This is a genomic window from Scardovia wiggsiae F0424, assembly GCF_000269605.1.
GTDB lineage: Bacteria > Actinomycetota > Actinomycetes > Actinomycetales > Bifidobacteriaceae > Scardovia > Scardovia wiggsiae.
Genome location: NZ_AKCI01000001.1, coordinates 876,033 through 894,086, shown reverse-complemented (window position 1 = coordinate 894,086; position 18,054 = coordinate 876,033). Strand labels below are relative to the sequence as shown.

The window sequence follows — 18,054 nt, the reverse complement described above, 5'->3', positions numbered from 1 at the left end:
AGGCTGCTGATCTGAGCTGGGATATGTAAAGGACATACTATGCATCTCGCGCGAGTCAAAGTAGAAAACCACAGCCGTCTGCAGGACTTGGAACTGGAAGTGAGACGCCATATGGTGCTCATTGGGCCGAATGACGTGGGTAAATCGTCGTTGTTGCGTTGTCTCAACCTATTGCTCGGCGCAAGCACGGCCCAGCTGTACAATCAGATCACGCTTGACGATCTTCGGGATCCCGGTCTGCCTCTTTCTGTCGAGGCTGACCTTTGTGGGTTCTCAGACGACGAGAAGGCACTGTTTGCGGATGAGATCACCGTTGACCCGACAGGCGAAGCCGAACTGACACTGACCGTACGTCTCGAAGCTACCTTCGATGACAATGAGACATTGTCGATCAATCGCACTGTGCCCAATAAGAATATAGGCCGACAGATCTCGCGCGAGCAGCTGCGGGCTATCGGCTGGACGCTGTTGAATGCCAATGATCGCGCTCGTACCCTTGACGATGATCGCCGTACTCTTCTCGATGAAGTGCTTGCAGGCGTGGAACTGGGCGACGAACAGGATAGGTTCGACAACCTACTAGGTGCGATCGGCGAACAGCTCCAAAACTCGAATGTTCTATCTGACCTTCGCGGACAAATGTCCAGTCAGCTCAGTACCGCGCTTCCCGAGCGGATCGATAGAGACGACTTAACGTTCATCCCGGGAGCCATTGCGAACGATGACGTTCTGAACGGCGTACGACTTCAAGTCCACGGAAAGTCTATTGGTGACCAGTCGGATGGAAAACGGGCGCTCTATGCCATCGCGCTGTACGACCTCGTCTCGAATGGAGCGAACATCGTCGCTATTGATGAGCCGGAGATTCATCTGCACCCCAGCAGTCAGCGAAGCCTGGCTCGACTGCTGAAGGATGGCGATAACCAGAAGATCATCGCCACTCACTCGTCTGATATTGTGAGCGCGTTTGATCCCGAACTGATCGTGTCGGTACGAGACCGCGGTAGAGTCATTCAACCAACAAGTAGACTTCTTGATGATGATCAACGCGCCGTGCTTCGATGGTGGGTACGAAACAAACTGGAGCCGTTAACCGCCCGTCATGTCGTCGCCGTCGAGGGAATAGCAGATCGAATCATCCTCGAGCGAGTCGCCGAACTCACCGGACGTGATCTAGATCGTCTAGGGGTTAGTGTGATTGAGGCTGAAGGTGCTGGCGACATGGGCGTCATCTGGAAATTGTTCGGTGAGGATGGTTTCAATGCACAGCTCTCTGTGTTGATCGACCGCGATGCCGTTGAGAAAACTTCCAAGAGCATCGGCGTTGAAGAGCGTGATTTCAAAAAGCGCTCGATTTGGGTCTCTGAGAGAGATCTTGAAGAAGAATACTCTAAAGCGTTCGATGCTGAGCATCTGTGGGACGCGATGCAGCATAGCGGCGCATTCAGCAAAAACGAGTTGAGCAACGTCAAGCGTACGGGCGCGAACGCCTCGCCAACCGGGGCTGACCTCGCCAACTTCCTCCGAAGCAAGAGCAAGTACAAGACTCAAGGGGCGATCATGGTGGCGAATATTCTTGATAAAACAACTGCTTCGAGAATCACAAGCATCATGAACCTGCTCGACGATATCGAGAGCGCTTGAGATGGTTGATACCACTTCAGAACAGACACAAGTCCGAGACTATCCCGAGCTCTCGCTCCTCGTCATCGCTCCAGCTGGCTGCGGTAAGACTGAAACATTGGCGCTGCGAGTAGAGGGACTGCTGTCTCGGCAGGACGTCAAGTCACCGCAGCGCATCTTGGTGACGACCTTTACTAATCGAGCACGTGACAACATGCGCGATCGCCTGAGCCGCTACCTGACACCTCACCAGATGCGTGAGGCGGTCACCGTGTGCAACTTCCACGGTCTCTCTGCCCGGATTATTCAGGCGCACGGCAACGTGGTCGGCGTTGACCCGGCATTATGGACCATGCCGCAGAGTGACTGGGTTGCTCAACAATGTCGCGCCCGGAATCTGAAAAGCTTAAGCGCTGATGTACAGAGCAAGATCAGCTCAGTAAAGCGGCACGGGTTCAGCGATGAACAGGTTCTAGCAGAACTCGAGCGTTCGGGCAACGAATACGCTGTGGGGATTGAGCGGCAGCGTCAGTCTGAGCGACGACTGACCTACGATGACTTGCCACGACTAGCTGAACTGATTCTTGCCAACGACGAGGTAACCAGGCTATATCAACGGCACTTTGGGGCTGTCATAGTCGACGAGTTTCAAGACCTAACGCCACAACAGCTGCGAATCGTGCAGCGTATCGGGTATGGAAGGACCACCTACGCCGGTGACATGGCGCAAGGAATCTATAGCTTTGCTGGAGCCAGACCTGAGCTGGTCATGGGACAACTGCAAGCTGAGTGTTCAAAGACTATCGAGTTCGCCGAGTCATTCCGTTCGTCACCCGCCGTGCTGAAGGCAGTGAATTCACTGAGCGATATGACAGGTGGACAAACGCTGACTGCTGCTAATCCTGGTTCGTGGCCGTCTGACGGTTTCGCAGGGTGTATCAACTTTACTGATACGGAAGAAGAGGCTCGCTACATCACACAATTCTGCGCAGGTATCTTGTCGCAAGAACGAGCGCCTCGTCAACGAATCGGAATCTCAGCGCGAACCAAGTACCGGCGCCGTTTCGTAGACCAGGCGATACGGAATAGCGGCCTACAGTATAGCCTGTGGGACGAAGGAGTGCTGGATAGGTCGATTGCGCAAAAGATCCGAAGTATGTTACGGGAGATTACACTCGACAAGTTCCGCAACGCAGACGACCCGCCTGAATTCGTACGTCAGGCGGCTCGCCTGGACGAGGAGCAGGATCCTGACGAGCGCACGGCGCTCTCGAACGCAATCGACTGGTGTGTGGACCTCCTGCGGGACAATGTCACGCCGGACGAGGTTGAGAAGCGCATTCAGATCGGCGATACCGACTCGCTCATCACCCAGGGCGGAGTGCATCTACTCACCGGCCATGCTGGCAAAGGTCAGCAATTCGACTGGATGATCATCGTCGGTCTCGAGGAAGAATGCCTTCCAAACTATCACGCAGTATCAAATGCGGAGATCGCGGAGGAAGCACGAACGTTTGCGGTCATGTTGTCCAGGGCTCGCCATGGGGTCCTGGTGACTTCAAGTGATGTAGTGCCCGATGACTATAATCCAAAGCGTCCGAAACAAAGATCTCGTTTTCTGGAAAACGTCGCGCCGACGATGATGACTAGTCGCCAGGAGATACGCGATTGGCTCGCTGCCGCCGATTGGCAAGCTATTGCTGCGAAGTAAGCCGATAGCCCTACCGAAGTAAAGTTGAGCTATCGACGCGACTTTCCTCGCGGAACGCATCCTCATCGTAATGGTCAGTCTGTTGAGGGACTTCAGCGTTCAGAGCGGTGCGGAGTTCGTTTCGAGCTGTTTCTTGGGTAGCGCTCTTCGCTTGTTTGCTTTGATTGTGCCAGTGATGCAGTCCGCCGACGGCGCCCAACAAACCGCATGTGCCAAGTACACCAAGAACTGCCCCCCTGCGCGCGTAATCCTGGTGCCGCGTTCGACACAGCAGTCTTCTCAAGGGAACGGATCAGGCTATTTGCCGCACTTGTGAACTGTCCGTACCCGCCGAGGTTATCGATAATTTCAGCCATCCCCGCTGCTCCGTTCTGTTTGGTAACCCACAGACCTGACTCGTGCCACTTTTCGGGTTCTCGGTGATCGGTGTGGGGTTTTCGTTGGAACGGCGTGAGTGGCAGGGGGCTCTGGGGCACTAAGGCGGTGGGTAGTGGGGGTGAGCCCCTACCTGCGCAAAGTGCGTACCGCCTCGGGCGCCACCGCCGTGCAGGTCGTGGACAAGTCCGGCGGGAGGCGCACGATCCTGGCCCACCTGGGCTCGTTCCACGACGAGGCTGAGCTGGCGGCCCTGATGGAGATCGGCCGCCAGCGCCTGCACCCGGGCCAGCAGGCCCTTGACCTGGAGAGACTGACCTCGCCCTCCGGAGCCGGGCCGGTGGCGCTGGCCGGGCGGCGATCCAGGCGGCCCTGCGCTCCCACGCGGCGGCCAGTGGAGATCTCTCTCGTCCTCTATGACGTGTCCACGCTCTATTTCGAGATCGATAAGGAAGACAGTCTCAGGAAGGTGGGGTTCTCCAGGGAGCAGCGCGTCGACCCCAGATCACCATTGGGATGCTCACCGACCGCCGTGGCTTCCCCCTAGGTGGGGTGCTGGCAGGGCAACAAGGCCGAAACCAAGACGATCATCCCCATGGTCACCGACTTCCTGAAGGCCCATGATGTCGACCCCTGCGGCGTGGTGGAGGTCACCATCGCCGGGCACACCATCACCGCCCAACCCCAGATCACCGCCGAAGCCGCCGACATCATCACAGCCGTCCAGCTCCCAGGGCACTAAAGTGGCACGAGTCAAGTGTGTGGGTGGACTTGACGAGCGTCACAAATATGCGTATAATTATGATCATGCCTAGTAGAAACGTGTATGTCGCGGAAGACGACGTGAGCCTGTTCACCGAAGCTAGCGAGATCGCTGGTGGGCTGTCGGCGGCTGTCGCGGAGGCGCTCCGCGACTACGTGAAGAAGCACCAACGAGCGGGCGCGGGCTACGAGGAGATCGAACTCGCGCTGCGCACTGACGGCGTAGACCACAGGGTCACCTTCATGGGGCGACGCCTGGTCCGCGTCAGTCAACCAGCCCCCGAGGGGACCCGCATCGACACCGTCTACCAGACCGCCAAGAACCAGCTGGCTGTCGTCACCAGGATCCAGCGGAAGCTGCCCGACTGGGCCGCAGGCCAGGAGAACCTGTGGTCCCACCCCGAGACGTGGGATCGTGACTTCTGGGTCGCGGGCGACAAAACGATGGTCGTGTACCCCGATATTGAGCACTTGGGCCAGGTCGATGGCGCCTTGGCTGAACGCGTCGAATCAGCTCTCGCTATTCCCCCCTTCGAAGTCCTGGACATCTGACATGTCATCGGCCATCCCAGAGCGCGTTCTACCAAGACCTGCACTGTCGATCGCACAGCTCACGAAGAAGTACGTCGTCCATGGCGGGTACGAGGTCCCGGCACTACGAGGGGTTTCCTTGGATCTCTACCCCGGCGAGATGGTGGGCCTGTTCGGGTCAAATGGCGCCGGGAAGACCACTCTCGTCAGGATTGTAGCGGTCTCTTGTCCGCCGACTTCGGTGACGTCGCATGGGGATCACCCGAAGGGCGTTCCTGTTTGGGATATGTGTCCCAGAAGGGCGGACTCCAGTACGGCCTGACCTGCCGGGAGGAGATGACCTTCCATGCCCAGTGTTTCGGCCAGTCAGCCCGTCAGGCACGGTCGAGCGTCGACGCCGTCGCGGCGATGCTGAACTGTGGCTACCTCATGGACTGGGACGTTGGGCGGCTGTGCGTCCGGCGACCTGGGCGAAGTAGACCAAGTCTCGCGCGATCGTCGGCATACCAGCATCACTCCAGCGCCGGGCGGTGCGTTGGTCACGCCAGTCCTCATCGGGAGACAGGGCCTCAGCGGTCAGCTGGAGGCGGTCAAGGACGGTGTCAGCCGGGGCCGACAAGGACCCAGGCGCCGGCAGCCTCGGTGCGACCACTGTGCTGGTAGCGGGTCAGTTCGCGTTGGAACATCAAGAAGGCGTCCAGCAGATCGTCGCCACCGGCCCCCTCTTCGAAAGGAACGCTTCCTATGTCAACAACCGCTCTCAGTCTCTTCTCACCCCAGCGCACCGGCACGGGGGCGGTACTCGGCGCTGGCCAGGCACGACGGACCCGCCGTCAGGTCGAGCAGGTCGCTGCCCAAGCCGAGCAGGCCCGGGCCTTCCTAACTTCGCAGGTGCTGACCAACATCGCCACGCTGGTGACGCAGGGCCGAGGCTCAGACCCGGATAGCGTCGGACGGGGCTCAGCTGTACGAGGCGATCATCACGGGGCACGCCCTGGGCGCGGGTCAGCGGATCGGGCGGCTGTAGGGCCGCTGTCCGTGAGCTGGCACTGCGGCAGCGCTGGGGTGCTCCACTGGAGCAGCGGACTCGCGTTCTTCCTCGGCGCTGCTTCGTTTCTTTTCATTGTCGTATCGCTATATGGAGGTTTCATCATGATGGCTATCGTGTGGTTGCTGGTGCTTATCGGGCTGACGGTGGTGGTTGGCGTGGCCTGGCTGGTCGTCCAGGGAGTGCGAGACGGCCTAGCTGAGCCGCCTCGGACGCCACCGACGAGCAGCGGTCCCCTGCCCCGCCCTGGGCCATGGTCCAGACCCTAGGCAGTGAGCTGAGCCAGCAGCGTCAGCAGGCGAGCCATACCATGCAGGCTGCGATGGCGCAGGTGCTGCGAGACCAACAGATCGCGGATGCCACTACGGGCGTCAGCGACGGGCAGGACCCCGCCCACGACAACCGGATCGGTGACGACGCAGACGAGCCTGGTGCGCTGCCGGACGATTCAACGCTGCCTGGCTGACACACCAACCCATACGGACGGATGCCCCTCGCATCAGCGAGCGGAACCTCTCGCCGATGCGGTTCTACCCGACGAGCCAGTCTGGCAGATGCGGCGCCTAAATCGTCGTGTCACGGTGCCTTGTTGCAAAAACTACAGCAGCAACATTCTCTGCCATTAATTGGCCCGGGCGTCCATTTCATCGCCTGGGGCGGATCTGGGCTGGTGGCTGCAGTGGCTCATGGTGTCGTATCGGTCGGAATGGCGAGACTGGTGGGGTTGTACCAGGCGGATGTTCGTGGAGTGTATGGGATAAGGGCGATGGCATGCCATGGCGTGAAATGCCAGCAGATCGTTCGCCCGAATGCAGATAGTTAGTGAAGATAAGGAGGGACACCTATGAAGCAGGAAACGAGACACGCAGTATCAGGTGCTGAGGGAACGGTCGCCTGCCGAGATGAGGTGGCGGTGGTGGAGAGACGGAAGTCGAAAGAGACGACGAAGTCGGAACAACCGACCTCATCGTCCCTCAGGCAGTTCACATCACGGCCCGCTCAGCTCGTCTTGACGGCTCAGAACTGGGGTATCTGGAAGGAAAGTGTGTCTTTATTTCGGGGTTTGGGTTGGGATGACGGGCGAAATTGGGTGTAGTTAAGTTTTTGAGGCTTGTTCTTGGGTGTGCTTGGCTTTCTTGGTAGACTGTGTTAGTTGCGGTTTGTTTAGTGTATGGGTCGTAAGAAAAGCACACGCAAGTGTCCTATCTGTCAGCAAACTGGGATGAAAAGGAACGGGGGTAATATCCTCGGGAAAGATCCGGTGGCGGTGCACGCAGTGCGCAGCATCGAGTAGTCGTCACAGGCCAGATATCAGTCAGGAAGCCGTGTTCACAAGTTTTCTTGACTGGCTCATGGGGGGGGGGGGGGAAAAACTTTCAACCTCAGGGTAGTTCTTCTTTTACAGAACGGACGTTGAGAACACGAATAAGCTGGTGCTGGCAGGTGAAGCCTCGTATTCCTATGACCGGGGAAATTTATAATCAAGTCCAGATTGATGGAATCTATTTACCGTATGGCTGGTGTCTTCTGGTTGCTCTAGCCCAGGGCAAGGGTATCGCGTGGCAGTGGTGTGATAAAGAAAACAAGAACGCGTACCACGCTCTTTTTTCCAGGCTTGCTGACCCTCTTATGGTGGTTACGGATGGGCATGCCGCAGCACTAACAGAAATCAGTAACTGTTGGCCGGATACTCGTGTTCAACGCTGTCTGGTGCACATCAAACGTAACATTCGAACCTGCGCTAGCATGCACCCAAAACTGCCTGCACCACAAGCCTTGTGGGGTTTAGCTAAACAGCTTGTTACTGTTCGTACGATTGAAGAATCGACCTACTGGTTAACTCTTCTGCACAAGTTTTATGAACAGTTTGCTCCATGGGTGAACGAGAAAACATGGCACAGGAATACTCTTCCCGGTGATATTCCTCACTGGGTGAAATCCACCCAAGAATGGTGGTGGACTCACTACAACACTCGACGAGCGTATAAAACCCTGGAAAAACATGGCGCAGGAAGGAACCCTCTTTACCTTTCTCGATCCTGAACTCATCGCACAAACTCACGAGAATCTCACTTCACCAACAAATGCTCTTAAGGGTGGAATCAACGCGCAAATCAAGAATCTCGTACGATACCACCGTGGGCTGTCTGAAGATCATATGAAACGAGCGGTGGAATGGTGGTGCTATCTGCACTCACCAAATCCCCAAGACCCAATCAGCCTCCTCTGCCAAACAGATCTAAAACTACACAAGAAACAAGAAACCATAGAACCAGAAACCGGACCAGCACATATTAACACCGGAATAAACCTCACCCACACGGACTACCTACCCGGAATCTCTACCAGAAAAAGACACATAGGCTAAACACACCCAAAATAAAAACACACCTTTCCTCCGGATACCCTAAAAACCCACGTCATGGGACGACCATGACGTGGGTTTGAGTGCTATGCAATTGGTCGGGCTGGCGGGATTTGAACCCGCGGCCTCTTCGTCCCGAACGAAGCGCGCTACCAAGCTGCGCTACAGCCCGTAATCACAAAAAGACATACTACACGCAGCAGTGGAATAAACAGGGAGGCTTAGGAGTATGGACGTGTTTCGTGCCCGACTGCCTCAGTCCATACAAGCCTTAAGTCTGAGCACTAAAGGCAGGTTTTTTTAATCTGCACGTAACCTATACGTATAAGCTGTATCGTATTTATAACCAATATCGGTATCCGGGTAAAAAAGGGTAAAAGAAGGCAGGGCCTAGCCATCCAGCCGGATATGTTCGATATCGTCACGATGTGAGCGCCGGAACAGGACTGCGCGGTTCCCAATCACAGTGACCACAGCCGCACCGAGCTTTTCTGCCAGGTCAGAGGCCGCTTCTTCAGCGGTAACCTCAGATTCGCCGAGCACCTGGCATTTGATGAGTTCGCGCTGTTCAATAGTACTGTCTGCCTGCCTGAGGACAGCGTCAGTAATATTGTTCTTGCCTATGATCAGCAAAGGCTTTATCCGGTGGGAGAGGCTTCTGAGCTTTTTGAGCTGTGCCTTTGTCAGGACGGCCAGCTGCGGTGCTGCGGAATGTGCGCCGGATGGTGCGGTACCGGCTCTTTCAGTAAATGCCATCTTATGTGTCCTCACAATATATAAATGTATGTGTATGTCAGCGGGCAGTATATGCTTCTTTATTTTACTAGTGTATGGTAGCTGCGGCAGTCGAAAGCCTGCCGGGGATACTGTATCGCACAGCCAGGAAAATCCGGATGCACTCTGGTAGCAGCACATGTGTACACTATGACGGTAGAGCCGGCTCTGTGATATATGACTATATGTGCGGAACCGGGAAAAAGTATTGACAGGATTTCACGGACAGATATGGACAGGGATATGGCTTGGAAGGAAGCGGCGGCTGAAGAGATGCGTAACACCGGGGATAATGCAGATATTCAGGATACCGGGGACAGTATGGATCAGGGTATCCGCGCCATGGAAACGATCAGGCATGCGCAGATGCTGCAGGAGCAGGATGAAGCGATTTCAGGCCGTATCAATAGCGGCGCTGCACTGGATGATGCGGTTGACATTTCTAACAGGAAATTCGGACCTTCTGCCCATCCTGAGCAGGTGCAGATGCGCGTGGCAAAACGCGCACTGATGCTCAAGGAAGGTATCGATCCATATCCGGTAAGGCTTGATATTACAACGACTATTGATGATATCCGTAATAAATATACTGGGGATGACGGGGGGCTCACGCTTGAAAAAGGTGTACAGACAGATGACATCGTCGGTATCGCTGGGCGCGTGATGTTTATGCGCAACAGCGGAGGGCTGTGTTTCGTACAGCTGGAGTCAGGGGACGGCTCGCATATCCAGGGTATGATTTCCAAGCGTGCGGTAGGCGAAGAGTCGCTGAAACAGTACAAGCAGCTGGTAGATCTGGGCGACCATCTGTACCTTCACGGCTCCGTGGCCGTATCGAATACCGGTGAACTGTCCGTTATGGTGGATTCGTGGAAGATTGCGGCAAAGGCGCTCCGGCCGCTTCCGGCACTCCATAAGGGGCTGAGCGAAGAGCAGCGCACCCGCAAGCCTTATCTGGGAATGATCGCAGACAGCAAAATGCGTGATATGGTTCGTAACAGGGCCAAAGTCGTTTCTTCCCTTCGCCGTAATTTTGACGGGCGAGGTTACGTCGAGGCTGAAACGCCAATGCTTCAGACAAATCATGGCGGTGCTACTGCGCGCCCGTTCGAGACCCATATGAATGCTTTTAATATTGACCTTTTTATGCGCATTGCGCCGGAGCTTTTCCTTAAGCGCCTGCTTGTGGGCGGGATCGGCAAAGTCTTTGAGATCAACCGCGATTTCCGCAACGAAGGCGCAGACGGCACGCATGCCCCTGAATTTACTATGGTTGAGGCTTATGAGGCATACGGCACTTACGATACTATGGCCGAACTCACCCAGTCGCTTGTGCAGCAGGCGGCGCTTGATGCTTTTGGCAGCACGGAACTCACGCTTGCGGACGGTACGCAGTACAGTGTGGGCAGTGAGTGGAGATCCATCACAATGTACGGCTCCCTGTCAGAAAAGCTTGGCGAGGAGATCACACCTGAGACGTCTGTGGAGCACCTGGGCCAGATTGCAGATAAGCTTGGCGTTGAGCGTGAAGAAGTGGAAAACCATGGCAAGCTTGTTGAGCATCTGTGGGAGCATTTTTATACGGAAGATCCCCATACCTTATGGGAACCGACATTCGTCCGTGATTTTCCGGTAGAAACTAGCCCATTGACGAAATCGCACCGTTCCATAGCGGGGCAGGTGGAGAAGTGGGATCTCTATGTGCGCGGTTTTGAACTGGCTACAGCGTATTCGGAGCTCAATGACCCTGTTGTCCAGCGCCAGCGTTTTGTTGACCAGGCCAGAATGGCGCTTGCCGGTGATGCCGAGGCGATGGATATTGATGAGGATTTCCTCGAGGCGCTTGGTGTAGGTATGCCTCCTGCCGGCGGCATGGGGATGGGGATCGACCGCCTGCTGATTGCCCTTACCGGTGCAACCATACGCGAGACTATTACCTTCCCGCTGGTAAAGCCTCTTAATGCCTGAGCGTCAGGCCGCCCCGGGTACGGACCGCATAGGCCAAGGATGCGCCGCAGGCTCAGCCTGGGGCTGTGTGCGTATGTGGATAAAGGGTGCCCGCCCTCTGACCCTTGTCATAAGTGTGGTATCAGTACTCTCGGCAGCTGTCCCATCATACCTTTTTGCGCGTGGATATGGGCTTTTCGTACTGCGGGGGCATGCCAGCAGGAAAGGGGCTGTATACACCTCGGTTTCCCGGACGAACGACAGCGCAGCTATCCTGCGTTTTGCAGCAGTTGCAGTATTATGCCTGACTGTCGCTGTTTCAATGCAGATTGCCGCAAACTATTTCAATGATTATGCGGATGGAGTGAAAGGGGTCGATGCAGGGCGTTCGGATGAAGATGCTAAGCGGCCGGAATCGGGTGCCGGCCGGATAAAGGCGGCGTCCGGCCCCGGTTTTAATGCGCCGCAGAGGCTCGTGGCGTCGGGTGTCCCGCCCCGGAAGGTCCTCAAGGCAGGCGTGATATGCACGGCTGTTGCAGTTGCGGCAGGTATAGCGGCAGCTGGTATTACCAGGTTATGGGCGCTGCCTGCTGTGGGGCTCTTATGCGCTGCAGCAGCATGGTTTTATTCAGGCGGTAAGAAGCCTTACGGATACAGAGGGCTCGGCGAAGCTGCAGCCTTTACCATTTTTGGCCCTGTTGCCGTTTTTGGTACTGAGTGGGCCCTTTTAGGCGTATATATGGGTGGCTATATCAGATATTCCGGAGCCCGGAGCCTGGCTGCCCCGGTAGGGTCGGGAGCGCTGGCCCTCATCCTGATGCTGCTCAATAATATGCGTGATGCTGAGTCTGACCGCGTTCATGGAAAGCTCACGTTCTCTGCAACAGCCTCGCGGGGCTGGAGCCTTGCTGCCCTTATTGCCGCAGTGGCCGTCTGCCAGTGCATACAGTCGCGCACTGTTATATACGTCGCTGGTATGAGCTGCGCAATGTATCCTCTTGTTGCAGCGGCGGTCGCAGCCATCGGTGTGCTGCAGCTGGTATTTGCGGTTTTTATCATTATTTTTGCCTATGCCTGCAAATATTATCCGGCTTTCTGTGTATGCATCGCCCTGGCGTACAGCTACGTCGCCGTTATGGTTGCTGAAGGCTTTATTGCTGTATTCTGAATGCCTTGCCCTCGTCTGTATCACTCAGTAGTATCTGAGATATGACATACAAATTAGTATTGCTCCGACATGGTCAGAGCGCCTGGAATAAAACGAACCAGTTCACCGGCTGGGTGGACGTCCCCCTGACTGGGCAGGGCGTTGAAGAGGCAAAGCGCGGCGGGCAGCTCCTTAAGGAGAAGAATGTCCTGCCGGATATTGTTTTCACCTCTCTGCTCCGCCGCGCCATCAACACGGCAAATTATGCGCTTGATGAGGCTGACCGCCTGTGGATCCCTGTAAAGCGCAGCTGGCGTCTGAATGAGCGCCACTATGGTGCGCTGCAGGGCAAGAATAAGACTGAGATCCGTGAAGAGTTCGGCGATGAGAAATTCATGATCTGGCGCCGCTCTTACGGTACCCCGCCTCCTGATATCGATCCTGACGACCGGTATTCCCAGAACCATGATCCGCGGTACAGTGCTAGTGAAGTGCCTGAGGCTGAGGCGCTGGCAAACGTTGTTGCACGTGTGACCCCGTACTGGGAAAGCGATATCATCCCTGAGCTCACATCAGGGAAGACCGTCCTTATCGCAGCCCACGGCAACTCCCTGCGCGCTATTGTCAAAATGCTTGACAACCTGAGCGAAGAGGAGATATCCAAAGTGAACATCCCTACAGCTATCCCGCTGCTGTATGAACTGGACGAAAACTTCAAGCCGATAAAGCCGCGCGGTGAATATCTGGATCCTGAGGCTGCTGCTGCCGGTGCTGCTGCAGTTGCCGCACAGGGGCAGAAATAAGCTGTTTTGCAGCCAGGACAGCGATGCCCCCGGCCTTGAGAATTCCTGGAACGGTATTTACAGTGTTTTACAGGGATATATGTTAGCCTGACGGTATTGGTACAGCAATAGTAAAAGGCCCGGCCGGCTGCAGCACGGGCCTTTTTGTTTATGCTTTATCTGTAACATTATTTATGTTTGCATTATCCATTAATTAATGTTCAGCTAACAGATACAGGAATAATCTGGACAGGCATAAATCATAAATGCGGGCGTACGGGTATCCCGTCTGCCGGTCCCGGGTTTCAGCTCTGGGGGAGGAAAGCGAGAAGCCGGTAATTCCTGCGGTTGGCGAGTTCCCAGAGCAGCAGTGCGATGCCGATACCGATGCCGCATAGGCATACGAACAGCGGCTGCCGTACATGGAAGCCTGCAATAAGCAGGACAGTATAAACAACTGCAGCAATAGTCCATAAAACAGTTCCGGCCGCAAAAAGTATACGGAGATCAACCTGCTCAGCATGAGGCGCGGGTTTGCGCACTTCCGGGTCATAAATCGGGGCAATCTTCACACTTCCTATCTTACTCGGGCTATGTACGGCGATAGGCAGGCATTGTTGTTATGATAATAGCCATATACGCAGATCGCATATATACACATATTCGGGCTGGATCACAGCAGCAGATCGGGGTGGCGCATGTACCGCATATTTCCTGTCCATCGTAATTATGCGTGGGGATCTGATATGCGCCTGCAGTCGCTTTTTGGCGTTGATGATGAGGGGCCTCTCGCTGAGCTGTGGTTCAGCGGGCATCCCCAGTTCCCTTCCATGCTCAGCAGTGACGGTGATACTATTGATGCAGCAACTGCTATCAGGCGCGCGCCGGAATTCATGATCAGCCGTACTATAGCGGACCGGTGGGGCGATGAACTCCCGTTCCTGTTCAAGGTGATTTCTGCGCGTAAGCCCCTGTCGCTGCAGGTCCACCCTTCGCAGGAGAATGCGCAGGAAGGGTTCAAAAAAGAGAACAGCAGTCATATCGATATCAGCGATCCGCGCAGATCCTTCAAAGATGCTGTTGCCAAACATGAGATGGTTGTTGCTTTGGAACCCTTCAGTGCATCGGTAGGTTTTATGCCCATCCGTCAGCAGATCAGAGCACTCGGCGCTATCGGGCATCCTCTTGCCCGCAGTATGGCCGCGCTTTTATCTGATGAAAGCGCCGGCAGCAGGCAGGAGAGGATCTATTCCGCATTCCGGCTGGCTGTATCATCAGCTTCCACTATGAGTGCGGGCATTACTGCTGCCATTTCAGAAGCTCTCAGCCGTGAGGGCAGTGAGGGAGACCGAAGCCAGCCTCCCAGCTCTGCTGTGCTCAGTGCCCTCCGCCATGCGCAGGATGCAGCGCAGTCTTTCCCTGATGATCCCAGTACACTGTGTATCGCGATGATGAACCCTGTTGAGCTTGAGCAGGGCGGATCAGTTTTTATACCTGCCGGTACAGTACATGTATATCTGCGCGGCACAGGCGCTGAAATCATGACAAATTCGGATAATGTTCTCCGTGCGGGGATGACGCCTAAGCATAAGGATATCAGCGGTTTTATGGAGAACCTCAACTGTATCCCGTCCCCTCCGATAGACCCCGCTTCAGGCCTTCTGAAGCTTGTTTTCCAGGCAGATATCGTGACGTACAGGCCGCCTCTGGATGAATTTATGGTGGCGTATGGGCATGTTGATCCTAAATCGGGTGCGACGGGCCGGTGGTGGACAGTAAGCGACAGGCTCCGGCGCACCCAGGCTAAATTTTCCCAGGCTGTAGGCCCGCAGCATGTAGTGGCCTCCCGGCGGCGGCCGCGTGTGATCGTGGCATTGGATGGGGTAGTACGGTGCCGGAGCAACAGCCACAGTATAGACCTGCATCAGGGGGAAGCTGTTTTTATACCGGCAAGCGAGCCTTCAGTTACCGTCAGCGGTGCAGTGGAAGAGCCGGGATCGTATATCCTTGCGACTACGGCGGTTTAGCCGTCCGGTATGTGGACGGTGCTGTTAGGACAGGTTAATGCAAGTTTTAAGAAACTCCAAGCTATAAAGTTTGGTGTATTTGTTACTCTTGATTCTTAGCAAATCTAAGGAGTCATATATGCCAGGTGGTGTACACGCAGTACATTCGTCGCGCAGAACTGCACGTAATAAGGGTGTAGTGAAGCGTGACGCAGGCAGGCATATAGCTCAGAATATAAACTCCAGGCATATACCGGAGAAAAAAGGCCGTTCAGGCCGTGGGGCGCATGCCGTAGTCCCTTCATTGCTGCCGGGGAGCTCCCGCAGCACCAGTGTTGCCCTTACGCCGACGGTAAGCAGGCAGCTTAATGCTGCACTGATAAAGGAGCTTAATAATGCCCCTGCAACACGCAAGGCAATGCGCAGGATGGCACAGCAATCCAACCGCAAAGCACATTTTATGATGGCCAGTGCGGTAACACTCCTTGCAGGTACCCTTGGTTCTATTTACGCTTCTGCAGCAGGCCAGGGGCTGCAGAACAGGGCACTGGCTTCACAGATATATGAGGCTGATCCGAATAGCGGGAATGCTGTAAGCCGCGGTTCGGGACGTACCTCGCTGTACAGCGAAGAAGAGTCCGTCAGCGAAAGCAAAGAATCAGACTGGAGCCTTGAGGCTAACGCTTTCAATGTTGATACTGACCAAGTCAGTATTGATAACCAGCAGGCTAAAGTTGCACAGACGCATCAGACCCCCCAGACCCGTGACCAGCTGGCCGGCATTGCACGTTCCGGTTCGGATTCATGGGCTACCTATACAACGAATACTTTATACAGCGCCAGCGCGCCGTTTGCCTCTACGATCCATGTCAGCCATCCCACGGGGGACTCGGGCAATGCTTACGCTTTCTCCCAGTGCACATGGTGGGCTTATATCCGCAGGCATCAGCTGGGCCTGCCGGTCGGGTCTCATTTCGGGGATGCGGCACAGTGGGCGGCATCGGCTAAGGCTCTGGGATATTCAGTAGACAATAACCCCCAGGTAGGCGATGTTATAGTCTTTGCCCGCGGGAACGAAGGTTCCAGTTCCCGGTACGGCCATGTCGGGATCGTTGAGTCTGTGAATTCCAATGGGACGATCACGATTTCGGAAAGCGGTGCAAAACTCCATGGACGCATCGCTTCCAGGACGCTCCAGAATCCAGGGCGTTTCCAGTTCATCCACAGCTGACAGGCAGTGTACGGGGCAAAGGCATAATTCCCATACAGGTATAAGGTAAAGAGTATACAATAGAAGTATGGCCTTTATCAGAATTGTTCCAAAGGAGGAATTATGGCTAAGTATGATAAAGCGATCCTTGTAGGGGTGGATGGGTCCGATGCCAGCTATAAGGCCGTATGGTGGGCTGCAAATTATGCGCATCATGCAGGGCTGACCCTTCATATCGTGTGTGCATATTCATTGCCGAGCTATGCTGCGGTATCTTTTGATGTTACCTATACTTCAATGGGTGATGATAAAGCTGCACATAATGATGCCCAGACTATCCTCGCTAAGGCTAAGGCGATCGCTGATGAGCAGGGTGTGCAGGCAACAACGCTTATTGTCACGGGTGATACGGCAAGCGTTTTTGTTGAGCTGTCGCATAATTATAATCTGATCGTTATTGGGAACAGGGGTAAGGGCGGACTTGCCGAGCGCATGCTGGGCACTACGAGTTCAAGCCTTCCCGCTGCTGCGTACTGCCCGGTTGTAGTTATCCCATACACTGATGACAGCGGCAAAGTGATGCATCTGAATAACAGGATCAGGCGTGTTGTCGTTGGGGCTGACGAATCCAGGTGGGGTGTTAAGGCTATCGAAACTGCTGCTGAATTTGCGGATCACTGGGGGGCTATGCTTACAGTGCTTTCAGCTGTGCCGAACCTGACCAGTATGACCGGCACCGGTGCCAGCGGGATCGACAATTCGGAGCAGAATTCTGTTATGGAATCGTATCTTGAAGACCTGCGGTCCAGCATACGCCCCCTGCACAGGAAATACCCCAACCTGAACATTACTGAATCGGTAGTGGAAGGTTCTGCTATTGAGGCACTGACACAGGCCAGCAAGGATAATGATGTCGTTGTGGTAGGTTCCCGCGGGCGAGGCGGTTTTACAGGCCTGATATTCGGCTCAGTAAGCCAGGGGCTTATCCAGCATGCGGTAGGGCCCGTCTATGTTGTCCCGCGCAAATATGTTGAGTCGGCTAAATCCGAATCGGAAGAGGGGATTGCGCAGACTGCTGAAAATGTGCCGGAAGTCCCTCTCGAAAGCGTTAAGGGCATCCAGGAAGTCTCGATATCCCAGGCTGATGATAATACTGCGAAGGGCCTGTCCGATATCATTGATCCCCCGGACAGGCCCTGACGGCACCAGGCCTTCAGGCCTTAACGGCGTATAGTAATGTCAAGCCGTGTAGAGGGCGCTTCGTTCAGGGTGTGCATAACTGTGCAGCTTTTGTCTACGTGACGCCTGATGCGTTCCTTGAGCTTCTGCGCGTCCTCGTCGCTCAGATGTGCATCTGCTGCATCGACTACTAACTGTTCGCTGAAATTGATATAGGCGTCTGAGTCTGGATCATACGTGCCGTCAACGATCACGCGTGCGCCTTTATTCTCGCCGAGAGCGGATTCTACGGCAAACTGGCTGGACAGGCCGCCGCATCCTGCCAGCGCGATTTTCAGCAGGTCGCCGGGTGTAAAAAGCCCGTCCCCATGCCCGAAAACGATTTCCGCCTTATCATCCTTATGGCCTACCCATGTTCCGTCTTCTTTGCGTTCAACCCATAAACGAGCCATTTTACCTCATTTCCAGTAGCGGATGGAATTATGCTGCCGTACTCCGGCATCCGCACCGCGCGTAAATTATACACAGGCGGAGGCCGCGACGGGCAATACCTACAGGATACCGTATGCATGTCAGAAAAGGCGCGGACTAAGC

16 protein-coding genes, 1 tRNA gene and 1 pseudogene are annotated in these 18,054 nt (G+C 55.3%); 14 read left to right on the top strand and 4 right to left on the bottom strand.

Translation table 11 applies throughout. From position 1 onward, the window contains the following. Positions 1 to 39 precede the first annotated feature (39 nt). The 8 genes and pseudogenes from HMPREF9156_RS0104015 to HMPREF9156_RS06860 all read left to right on the top strand — a co-directional run bounded on the left by HMPREF9156_RS0104015 (position 40) and on the right by HMPREF9156_RS06860 (position 8,418). Positions 40 to 1,644 carry an ATP-dependent nuclease gene (locus tag HMPREF9156_RS0104015; protein ID WP_007147509.1) on the top strand — a complete coding sequence of 535 codons (1,605 nt, stop codon included), beginning with the start codon at positions 40 to 42 and terminating at the stop codon, positions 1,642 to 1,644. Between the two features lies 1 nt (position 1,645). Beyond that, the gene (locus HMPREF9156_RS0104010) at positions 1,646 to 3,334 is read left to right on the top strand and encodes a UvrD-helicase domain-containing protein (RefSeq protein WP_007147508.1); all 1,689 of its coding nucleotides are present in this window, start codon (positions 1,646 to 1,648) and stop codon (positions 3,332 to 3,334) included. 496 nt (positions 3,335 to 3,830) lie between these two features. After that, complete coding sequence (locus HMPREF9156_RS06985) at positions 3,831 to 4,256, top strand: hypothetical protein (protein WP_155998857.1); 426 nt, start codon at positions 3,831 to 3,833, stop codon at positions 4,254 to 4,256. 48 nt (positions 4,257 to 4,304) lie between these two features. Then, positions 4,305 to 4,451: a hypothetical protein gene (locus tag HMPREF9156_RS0104000; RefSeq protein WP_155998855.1), complete on the top strand. Its 147-nt coding sequence runs from the start codon at positions 4,305 to 4,307 to the stop codon at positions 4,449 to 4,451. Positions 4,452 to 4,516: 65 nt separating this feature from the next. Then, positions 4,517 to 5,023 carry an EXLDI protein gene (locus tag HMPREF9156_RS0103995; protein ID WP_231198062.1) on the top strand — a complete coding sequence of 169 codons (507 nt, stop codon included), beginning with the start codon at positions 4,517 to 4,519 and terminating at the stop codon, positions 5,021 to 5,023. Continuing rightward, on the top strand, positions 4,956 to 5,324 hold the full coding sequence (locus HMPREF9156_RS07370) for an ATP-binding cassette domain-containing protein (protein ID WP_390156756.1): 369 nt from the start codon (positions 4,956 to 4,958) through the stop codon (positions 5,322 to 5,324). The genes HMPREF9156_RS0103995 and HMPREF9156_RS07370 overlap by 68 nt, the downstream gene beginning before the upstream one ends. A gap of 979 nt (positions 5,325 to 6,303) precedes the next feature. Beyond that, positions 6,304 to 6,516 (top strand): hypothetical protein, encoded by a 213-nt coding sequence (locus tag HMPREF9156_RS0103985; protein ID WP_007147502.1) that lies wholly within the window; start codon positions 6,304 to 6,306, stop codon positions 6,514 to 6,516. 705 nt (positions 6,517 to 7,221) lie between these two features. Beyond that, positions 7,222 to 8,418: pseudogene (locus HMPREF9156_RS06860) on the top strand (IS1249 family transposase). 92 nt (positions 8,419 to 8,510) lie between these two features. Here HMPREF9156_RS06860 and HMPREF9156_RS0103970 read toward each other — a convergent pair. Continuing rightward, positions 8,511 to 8,587, bottom strand: a tRNA-Pro gene (locus HMPREF9156_RS0103970). 218 nt (positions 8,588 to 8,805) lie between these two features. After that, on the bottom strand, positions 8,806 to 9,171 hold the full coding sequence (locus HMPREF9156_RS0103965) for a YhbY family RNA-binding protein (protein WP_007147500.1): 366 nt from the start codon (positions 9,169 to 9,171) through the stop codon (positions 8,806 to 8,808). 339 nt (positions 9,172 to 9,510) lie between these two features. Here HMPREF9156_RS0103965 and lysS point away from each other — a divergent pair, with 339 nt between their 5' ends. From lysS to HMPREF9156_RS0103950, 3 genes are read left to right on the top strand one after another with little or no spacing between them, the layout of a single operon-like run. Next, complete coding sequence (gene lysS / locus HMPREF9156_RS0103960; RefSeq protein WP_390156898.1) at positions 9,511 to 11,157, top strand: lysine--tRNA ligase; 1,647 nt, start codon at positions 9,511 to 9,513, stop codon at positions 11,155 to 11,157. Beyond that, entirely contained in the window at positions 11,150 to 12,304 is a 1,155-nt protein-coding gene (locus HMPREF9156_RS0103955; RefSeq protein WP_007147498.1) for a prenyltransferase, read from the top strand. The genes lysS and HMPREF9156_RS0103955 overlap by 8 nt, the downstream gene beginning before the upstream one ends. Positions 12,305 to 12,345: 41 nt before the next feature. Beyond that, entirely contained in the window at positions 12,346 to 13,086 is a 741-nt protein-coding gene (locus HMPREF9156_RS0103950) for a phosphoglyceromutase (protein WP_007147497.1), read from the top strand. A 284-nt stretch (positions 13,087 to 13,370) separates the two neighbouring features. Here HMPREF9156_RS0103950 and HMPREF9156_RS0103945 read toward each other — a convergent pair whose 3' ends face one another. Next, on the bottom strand, positions 13,371 to 13,637 hold the full coding sequence (locus HMPREF9156_RS0103945; protein WP_007147496.1) for a DUF2530 domain-containing protein: 267 nt from the start codon (positions 13,635 to 13,637) through the stop codon (positions 13,371 to 13,373). Positions 13,638 to 13,763: 126 nt separating this feature from the next. Between HMPREF9156_RS0103945 and manA the strand changes: the two genes are divergently transcribed. The 3 genes from manA (at position 13,764) to HMPREF9156_RS0103930 (ending at position 17,481) form a co-directional block, all read left to right on the top strand. Next, complete coding sequence (gene manA / locus HMPREF9156_RS0103940) at positions 13,764 to 15,092, top strand: mannose-6-phosphate isomerase, class I (RefSeq protein WP_017147476.1); 1,329 nt, start codon at positions 13,764 to 13,766, stop codon at positions 15,090 to 15,092. Between the two features lie 118 nt (positions 15,093 to 15,210). Then, positions 15,211 to 16,302 (top strand): CHAP domain-containing protein, encoded by a 1,092-nt coding sequence (locus tag HMPREF9156_RS0103935; protein ID WP_007147494.1) that lies wholly within the window; start codon positions 15,211 to 15,213, stop codon positions 16,300 to 16,302. 102 nt (positions 16,303 to 16,404) lie between these two features. After that, positions 16,405 to 17,481 (top strand): universal stress protein, encoded by a 1,077-nt coding sequence (locus HMPREF9156_RS0103930; RefSeq protein WP_007147493.1) that lies wholly within the window; start codon positions 16,405 to 16,407, stop codon positions 17,479 to 17,481. Positions 17,482 to 17,501: 20 nt separating this feature from the next. On the opposite strand, the gene HMPREF9156_RS0103925 is transcribed toward HMPREF9156_RS0103930, so the two are convergent. Beyond that, entirely contained in the window at positions 17,502 to 17,912 is a 411-nt protein-coding gene (locus tag HMPREF9156_RS0103925; protein ID WP_007147492.1) for an OsmC family protein, read from the bottom strand. Positions 17,913 to 18,054 lie beyond the last annotated feature (142 nt).

Bases quoted from the DNA above. Each gene is read 5' to 3' on its own strand.
- HMPREF9156_RS0104015 (WP_007147509.1), top strand. From the start codon at position 40: ATGCATCTCGCGCGAGTCAAAGTAGAAAACCACAGCCGTCTGCAGGAC.
- HMPREF9156_RS0104010 (WP_007147508.1), top strand. From the start codon at position 1,646: ATGGTTGATACCACTTCAGAACAGACACAAGTCCGAGACTATCCCGAG.
- HMPREF9156_RS0104000 (WP_155998855.1), top strand. From the start codon at position 4,305: ATGGTCACCGACTTCCTGAAGGCCCATGATGTCGACCCCTGCGGCGTG.
- HMPREF9156_RS0103995 (WP_231198062.1), top strand. From the start codon at position 4,517: ATGCCTAGTAGAAACGTGTATGTCGCGGAAGACGACGTGAGCCTGTTC.
- HMPREF9156_RS07370 (WP_390156756.1), top strand. From the start codon at position 4,956: ATGGCGCCTTGGCTGAACGCGTCGAATCAGCTCTCGCTATTCCCCCCT.
- HMPREF9156_RS0103985 (WP_007147502.1), top strand. From the start codon at position 6,304: ATGGTCCAGACCCTAGGCAGTGAGCTGAGCCAGCAGCGTCAGCAGGCG.
- HMPREF9156_RS0103965 (WP_007147500.1), bottom strand. From the start codon at position 9,171: ATGGCATTTACTGAAAGAGCCGGTACCGCACCATCCGGCGCACATTCC.
- lysS (WP_390156898.1), top strand. From the start codon at position 9,511: ATGGATCAGGGTATCCGCGCCATGGAAACGATCAGGCATGCGCAGATG.
- HMPREF9156_RS0103955 (WP_007147498.1), top strand. From the start codon at position 11,150: ATGCCTGAGCGTCAGGCCGCCCCGGGTACGGACCGCATAGGCCAAGGA.
- HMPREF9156_RS0103950 (WP_007147497.1), top strand. From the start codon at position 12,346: ATGACATACAAATTAGTATTGCTCCGACATGGTCAGAGCGCCTGGAAT.
- manA (WP_017147476.1), top strand. From the start codon at position 13,764: ATGTACCGCATATTTCCTGTCCATCGTAATTATGCGTGGGGATCTGAT.
- HMPREF9156_RS0103935 (WP_007147494.1), top strand. From the start codon at position 15,211: ATGCCAGGTGGTGTACACGCAGTACATTCGTCGCGCAGAACTGCACGT.
- HMPREF9156_RS0103930 (WP_007147493.1), top strand. From the start codon at position 16,405: ATGGCTAAGTATGATAAAGCGATCCTTGTAGGGGTGGATGGGTCCGAT.
- HMPREF9156_RS0103925 (WP_007147492.1), bottom strand. From the start codon at position 17,912: ATGGCTCGTTTATGGGTTGAACGCAAAGAAGACGGAACATGGGTAGGC.